Origin of the sequence: Pseudomonas sp. K5002 (assembly GCF_013386655.1) — a bacterium.
Taxonomy (GTDB): Bacteria; Pseudomonadota; Gammaproteobacteria; order Pseudomonadales; family Pseudomonadaceae; genus Aquipseudomonas.
In genome coordinates this window covers 1-5,427 of the sequence record NZ_JACARK010000167.1, presented here as the reverse complement: position 1 = coordinate 5,427, position 5,427 = coordinate 1, and the positions used below count along the sequence as shown (strand labels likewise).

At 61.5% G+C, this 5,427-nt stretch carries 5 protein-coding genes; 4 read left to right on the top strand and 1 reads right to left on the bottom strand.

The window, feature by feature from the left end:
* The 4 genes from HX846_RS09375 to trpE all read left to right on the top strand — a co-directional run.
* Positions 1–808, top strand: an 808-nt coding sequence (locus HX846_RS09375; RefSeq protein ID WP_178965307.1) for an iron-containing alcohol dehydrogenase, incomplete at its 5' end; no start/stop codon positions are given.
* A gap of 83 nt (positions 809–891) precedes the next feature.
* The gene (rpe, locus tag HX846_RS09370) at positions 892–1,566 is read left to right on the top strand and encodes a ribulose-phosphate 3-epimerase (RefSeq protein ID WP_003210966.1); all 675 of its coding nucleotides are present in this window, start codon (positions 892–894) and stop codon (positions 1,564–1,566) included.
* On the top strand, positions 1,563–2,381 hold the full coding sequence (locus HX846_RS09365) for a phosphoglycolate phosphatase (protein ID WP_003210964.1): 819 nt from the start codon (positions 1,563–1,565) through the stop codon (positions 2,379–2,381). The genes rpe and HX846_RS09365 overlap by 4 nt, the downstream gene beginning before the upstream one ends.
* A 68-nt stretch (positions 2,382–2,449) precedes the next feature.
* Positions 2,450–3,931 (top strand): anthranilate synthase component I, encoded by a 1,482-nt coding sequence (trpE, locus tag HX846_RS09360; protein WP_003210962.1) that lies wholly within the window; start codon positions 2,450–2,452, stop codon positions 3,929–3,931.
* Positions 3,932–4,069: 138 nt separating this feature from the next.
* On the opposite strand, the gene HX846_RS09355 is transcribed toward trpE, so the two are convergent.
* Positions 4,070–5,427 (bottom strand): autotransporter domain-containing SGNH/GDSL hydrolase family protein (locus HX846_RS09355; RefSeq protein WP_178965306.1); only part of this gene is annotated, 1,358 nt, incomplete at its 5' end.

The window sequence follows — 5,427 nt, the reverse complement described above, 5'->3', positions numbered from 1 at the left end:
CCTGGCCGACCTGTTCGGCGTGGACCAGGTGCCGCGCAAAGGCCCGCCGCTGATCGCGATTCCCACCACCGCCGGCACCGGTTCGGAGGTGACCAACGTGGCGATTCTGTCGGACAAGGTCGCGCAACTGAAAAAAGGCATCGTCAGTGATTACCTGCTGCCGGATGTGGCCCTGATCAGCCCGCAGATGACCCTGACTTGCCCGCGCAGCGTCACCGCCGCCAGTGGGGTGGACGCATTGGTGCACGCCATCGAATCCTACCTGTCGCTGAATGCCTCGCCGATCACCGATGCACTGGCCATCGGGGCGATCCAACTGATTGCCAAGGCGTTGCCCAAGGCCTACGCCAACCCCGCCAACCTTGAGGCCCGGGACGACATGGCCACCGCCAGCCTGATGGCCGGGATGGCGTTCGGGAATGCCGGCGTGGGGGCGGTGCATGCGTTGGCCTACCCGTTGGGCGGGCGTTTCAATATCGCCCACGGCGTAAGCAATGCCTTGCTGCTGCCCTACGTGATGCACTGGAACAAGCTGGCGTGTGTGGAGCGCATGCAGGAGATTGCCGAGGCCATGGGCGTGAATATCACGGGTTTGAGTGCGGTGGATGCCGCCGACCAGGCCGTCGATGCGATGACGCGACTGTGTGCCGCAGTCGAGATTCCGTCCGGCCTGCGCAGCTTCGGTGTGCCTGAAGATGCGATCCCGGCCATGGCGGTAGAAGCGGCGGGGATCGAGCGGCTGATGCGCAACAATCCGCGCAAGCTCAGCGCCGCTGATATCGAGAAAATCTACCGGGCAGCTTATTAACCATTGAGCGAGGTCACGGTGCGCGCGGCAAAGCATGAGGTATACAATGCGCGCCATCGTGATTTAGCTCAAAAAGGTGCGTCATGCAGCCCTTCGTCATTGCTCCATCGATTCTCTCCGCCGACTTCGCCCGCCTGGGCGAGGAAGTGGACAAGGTGTTGGCCGCCGGTGCCGACTTCGTTCACTTCGATGTCATGGACAACCACTATGTGCCGAACCTGACCATTGGTCCGATGGTCTGCGCCGCCCTGCGTAAATACGGCGTGACCGCGCCTATCGATGCGCACTTGATGGTCAGCCCGGTGGACCGCATCGTCGGTGACTTCATCGAAGCCGGCGCGACCTACATCACCTTCCACCCGGAAGCCACGTTGCACGTGGACCGCACCCTGCAACTGATCCGCGAGGGCGGTTGCAAGGCGGGCCTGGTGTTCAACCCGGCCACTCCGCTGAGCGTGCTTGAGTACGTGATGGACAAAGTCGACATGGTGTTGCTGATGAGCGTCAACCCGGGGTTCGGCGGGCAGAAGTTTATCCCCGGCACCCTTAACAAGCTGCGTGAAGCGCGGGCGCTGATCGATGCGTCGGGCCGTGATATCCGCCTGGAGATCGACGGTGGCGTCAACGTCAACAACATCCGCGAAATCGCCGCGGCCGGTGCTGACACCTTTGTGGCCGGTTCGGCAATCTTCAATGCCCCGGACTATCAGGAAGTGATCGCCAAGATGCGTGCAGAACTGGCGCTGGCGCGTCCATGAGTGGCTTTGAGCAACTGTTCCCCGGCAAACTGCCACGGCTGGTGATGTTCGATCTGGACGGTACGTTGATCGATTCAGTGCCGGACCTGGCCGCGGCGGTGGACCAGATGCTGCTCAAGCTGGGGCGGAAGCCGGCGGGTATCGAGTCGGTGCGCGAGTGGGTCGGCAATGGCGCGCAGATGCTGGTGCGTCGGGCCTTGGCCAACAACATCGAGGCCGAGGGTGTCGATGATGTGGAAGCCGAGCATGCGCTTGAGCTGTTCAACGTGGCCTACGAAAACGGCCACGAACTGACCGTGGTTTATCCCGGCGTGCGCGACACCCTGAAATGGCTGCACAAGCAGGGCGTGGAAATGGCCCTGATCACCAACAAGCCGGAGCGTTTCGTCGCACCGCTGTTGGACCAGATGAAGATCGGCCGGTATTTCCGCTGGATCATCGGCGGCGATACCTTGCCGCAGAAGAAGCCCGACCCGGCCGCGCTGTTCTTCGTGATGAAAATGGCCAATATCCCGGCGTCCCAATCGCTGTTTGTCGGCGATTCGCGCAGTGATGTGCTGGCGGCGAAAGCGGCGGGGGTCAAGTGCGTGGCCTTGAGTTACGGCTACAACCATGGCCGGCCGATTGCCGAAGAATCCCCGGCGCTGGTGATTGATGACCTGCGCCTGTTAATCCCCGGTTGCTTGGGAACGGGCGCTGAGATAACGTTGCCCGACGCTGTTCCATCCCCTTCTGGAAATCCCATCGTGGTGGTCACTCGCAAACTCTGGATGAAAGTCATCAAGGCCCTGGCCCGCTGGCGTTGGCGCGCCTGACCGATCCTCGCCGCGCTGCGGCACGTTTGCACACCTGACCGTTAGACCCTCAAGCCACGAGGCACCTCATGATCCGCGAAGAATTCCTGCGTTTGGCCGCTGCCGGCTACAACCGTATCCCCATGGCCTGCGAAACCCTGGCCGACTTCGACACCCCGCTGTCGATCTACCTGAAACTGGCCGACGAGCCCAACTCCTATCTGCTGGAGTCGGTGCAGGGCGGTGAGAAATGGGGCCGTTATTCGATCATCGGCCTGCCGTGCCGCACGGTGCTGCGGGTACATGATCACCATGTGAGCATCACCCTAGACGGCGTCGAGATCGAAAGCCATGACGTGGAAGACCCGCTGGCCTTCGTCGAGGAATTCAAGGCGCGCTACAACGTGCCGACCATCGCCGGCCTGCCGCGCTTCAACGGCGGCCTGGTGGGTTACTTCGGCTACGACTGCGTGCGCTACGTGGAAAAACGCCTGGGCAAATCCCCGAACCCCGATCCGTTGGGTGTGCCGGACATTCTGCTGATGGTTTCCGACGCGGTGGTGGTGTTCGACAACCTCGCGGGCAAGATGCACGCTATCGTGTTGGCGGATCCTTCCCAGGCCGATGCGTTCGAGCAAGGCCAGGCTAGCCTGGAAGCGCTGCTGGAAAAACTGCGCCAGCCGATCACCCCGCGTCGCGGCCTGGACCTCAGCCGTCCACCGGCGGCTGACCCGGTGTTCCGCTCCAGCTTTACCCAGGATGACTACGAGCGTGCGGTCGATACCATCAAGGAATACATCCTTGCCGGTGACTGCATGCAGGTGGTGCCGTCGCAACGCATGTCCATCGACTTCAAGGCCGCGCCGATTGATTTGTACCGGGCGCTGCGCTGTTTCAACCCGACGCCGTACATGTACTTCTTCAACTTTGGCGACTTCCACGTCGTGGGCAGTTCGCCGGAAGTGCTGGTGCGTGTGGAAGACAACCTGATCACCGTACGCCCGATTGCCGGCACCCGCCCTCGCGGTGCGACCGAAGAGGCGGACCTGGCGCTGGAACAGGACCTGTTGAGCGACGACAAGGAAATCGCCGAGCACTTGATGCTGATCGACCTGGGCCGCAACGACACCGGGCGTGTCTCGGAAATCGGTTCGGTGAAACTCACCGAGAAGATGGTGATCGAGCGTTACTCCAACGTGATGCACATCGTGTCCAACGTCACCGGCGAGCTGAAGGCCGGGTTGACGGCGATGGATGCACTGCGGGCGATCCTGCCGGCGGGCACCTTGTCGGGCGCACCGAAGATTCGCGCGATGGAAATCATCGACGAACTGGAGCCGGTCAAGCGTGGTGTGTATGGCGGCGCGGTGGGGTATTTCGCCTGGAACGGCAATATGGACACTGCGATCGCGATCCGTACGGCGGTGATCAAGGACGGCGAACTGCACGTGCAGGCGGGCGGCGGGATCGTGGCCGACTCGGTACCGGCCCTGGAATGGGAAGAGACGCTGAACAAGCGCCGGGCGATGTTCCGCGCGGTGGCGTTGGCTGAGCAGACCCCGCAGGACTGAAGTCAGACGTAGATCAAAAATGTGGGAGCGGGCTTGCTCGCGAAGGCGGTGTATCAGTCGATATATAAGGTGACTGTCGCACCGCTTTCGCGAGCAAGCCCGCTCCCACATTTGGTATTTGTCAGTTTCAAGTCCGAGTCAGAAATCCAGACTCACCCCGACACTCAGCCCTTGCTGGGTAAAGTTGTCATCCTTTCTCACGTTATAGGCCGCGTTCAGCGCCAGGTCCTTGGTCACCTTGTGGGTAATCCCCAGGTTCAAGCGATCCGAATTGCTGCGTGGCGTGTAGCCGTCCAGTTTGAAATCAATCCCCGGCACGCTGTTGAGGGACATGCCCACTCGCTGCGTATCGTTTTCAAACTCGTGCTCGTGGGCCACTTCGCCAAACACCAGGGTTTGCGGGGTGAAGCGGTAGTTGGCTTGTAATCCGATTCCCAAACGCTTGGAGTCGCGCTGTTGGTCATCAAACGTCAGCGCGGTGGAACGGGCATCTTTCTCCGAATAACCATTCACCTCGACCCGCGAATAGTCAGCGCTGATAAAGGGTGAGAAGTGCCACTCGCTGTTCGGCTCGGCGATGTCATACCCAACCCGTGCGCTCAATGCCCATAGCCAGCCGTCGGTGTCGCCTTTCTCGGTGCCTTCGCTGATGCCCAGGGCGAACTTGCGCTTGAGGTTATCGAAGTCCAGTTTGCCGCCGGTCAATGCGGCGTCGGCCCACCAGTGATCTTCCTGATATTGGGCGAACGCGGTGCCCAGGTAGCTGTTGAGCTTGTAGTCCGAATCGCTGGCGCCGGCCTCAAGACTCTGGCGATAGAAGCCTGCTGCCACACCCACGCGCCACTCGTCATTGAGCCTGTAGCTGCCACCGATGTTCAGGTTATAGCCGCTGCCGTCACCGCTGGCCGAGCTGTTCTGATCATCGAAGTCCAGGTGCTGGCCGCCAGCGTCGACGATCGCCCGCCATTGGCCCACGGCCTGCCAGCTACCAGAGTCGGCTTGCCATTGGTTGCGCAATGAATCCTGATGGGCGCGCAAGGTGCCTTGGGCCATTTCCGGAAGCAGGGTGATTTCCCAGGGCGCTGCCAGCAGTGAATACGCGTAGTCGGCGATCAGTACCTGGCCGGCCTCGGTCGGGTGCACGGTGTCGTTGTAAATCAGCTTGGTCGGGTCCGGATTGGTGCCGCCGACGCCATACACCGGATTCCTGCAGGTGGTGCCGCTGAAGCAGGTCTGATTGAGGTTCTGGTCGGTGGCAAAACCAAAACGCCCGGGATCGGCAAAGGTTTCCTTGAGCAGCAACGGAATGTTCAGCGGGATGATCTGCGCATCGATTTGCGACAGGCGCTGTACCAGGGTCTGGTTGAACGCGCCGGCCAGGGCGCTGACGGCCCCTTGGAGCGGGGTGCCATTGACGGCAGGTGTCAGGCCCAGGTCCGGCAGCATCCATACCATTACATAACGGGCGCCAGCCTGTTGCAGCGCCTGGGCGCTGT

Excerpts from the sequence above, each read along its gene's own strand:
- HX846_RS09365 (WP_003210964.1), top strand. The coding sequence starts at position 1,563 with ATGAGTGGCTTTGAGCAACTGTTCCCCGGCAAACTGCCACGGCTGGTG.
- rpe (WP_003210966.1), top strand. The coding sequence starts at position 892 with ATGCAGCCCTTCGTCATTGCTCCATCGATTCTCTCCGCCGACTTCGCC.
- trpE (WP_003210962.1), top strand. The coding sequence starts at position 2,450 with ATGATCCGCGAAGAATTCCTGCGTTTGGCCGCTGCCGGCTACAACCGT.